Origin of the sequence: Xenorhabdus sp. IM139775 (assembly GCF_028598745.1) — a bacterium.
Taxonomy (GTDB): domain Bacteria; phylum Pseudomonadota; class Gammaproteobacteria; order Enterobacterales; family Enterobacteriaceae; genus Xenorhabdus.
Map to the genome: position 1 here is coordinate 1 of NZ_JAQRFK010000213.1, position 968 is coordinate 968.

The following is a 968-nucleotide window of genomic DNA, read 5'->3' on the forward strand; positions in this document are numbered from 1 at the left end:
AAAATACGTGATCAATACCGTGACATTACCTGCCTGACAAGAGTCAGAAGCCTGAATGAGGTAATTGAAATGAGTAAGGCAACAGGCTTCTGACAAATTTATCTTGTCCCATTTAACAACCATTCTTTCCTATAATTGTTTCCGCAATGGGAATATATTGATCTACGAGTTTATCAACAGTGTTGTCCTCTTTCTTATTTTCTTCGCAATCCAGGAAAAACCACCCAATCGGCGTATTTAATATCTTGGCGATCCTCACCAGATGGGTGAGATTTATCCGGTTAGTTCCTCTTTCGTAACGCGAAAGTTGTTGCTGACTGATATTAATCTGCTTCGCTAATGCCGTCGCGGTGACACCTTTCTGTTTTCTTTTGACCTGAATACGTTGCCCGACTAATAAGTGTACATTTTCCATATCTTATCCTTTTTTATCAGTAAGTTATGGCGTTATCAAGGAAAATTGCCGGAGCTTGAAATGCGTTCAATTTTCTGCTCCGCCACTCGCTCGTAAAATAGAGCCTGCCTTGACGGATTCACTACCGTTCACGGTATGCCTATTGTTACCACCTGATTCGCCGCTTTGTTTTCTGACATGCGTCTTGTTTTTGTAATGAGATAATTTTTTTATTAACGTGTTGTAAAAAAACAGCCCTTCACCGAAGCAAGGAGTGTCCTTCCATGATACGAATTACATTCCTCTGTTTTATCGATTACTCTGCATATTTTCGTCTGTACCACCGATATGGCTCAAACAGCACTCCTGTTCTCCCTGCATGAGAGATAACCAATATGCTCCTGGCTTTCATATTATGGGATTTTTTGTAATGTTATAAATATAATTATTTGATTTTTAATTGTTTTTAGGTATTTATGTAAGATAAATACGTAATAAACAACAAATTCATAACTAATCTCATATTAATTGGCATGTCTTATTCTTGTTGATGATTTTCTTGAGGTTATAAACT

The 968-nt window shown here is 37.4% G+C and carries 1 protein-coding gene; it reads right to left on the reverse strand.

Annotation, left to right across the window (positions count from 1 at the left end; translation table 11 throughout):
• Positions 1–112 precede the first annotated feature (112 nt).
• Positions 113–415 (reverse strand): helix-turn-helix domain-containing protein, encoded by a 303-nt coding sequence (locus PSI17_RS17070; RefSeq protein ID WP_273553091.1) that lies wholly within the window; start codon positions 413–415, stop codon positions 113–115.
• Positions 416–968 lie beyond the last annotated feature (553 nt).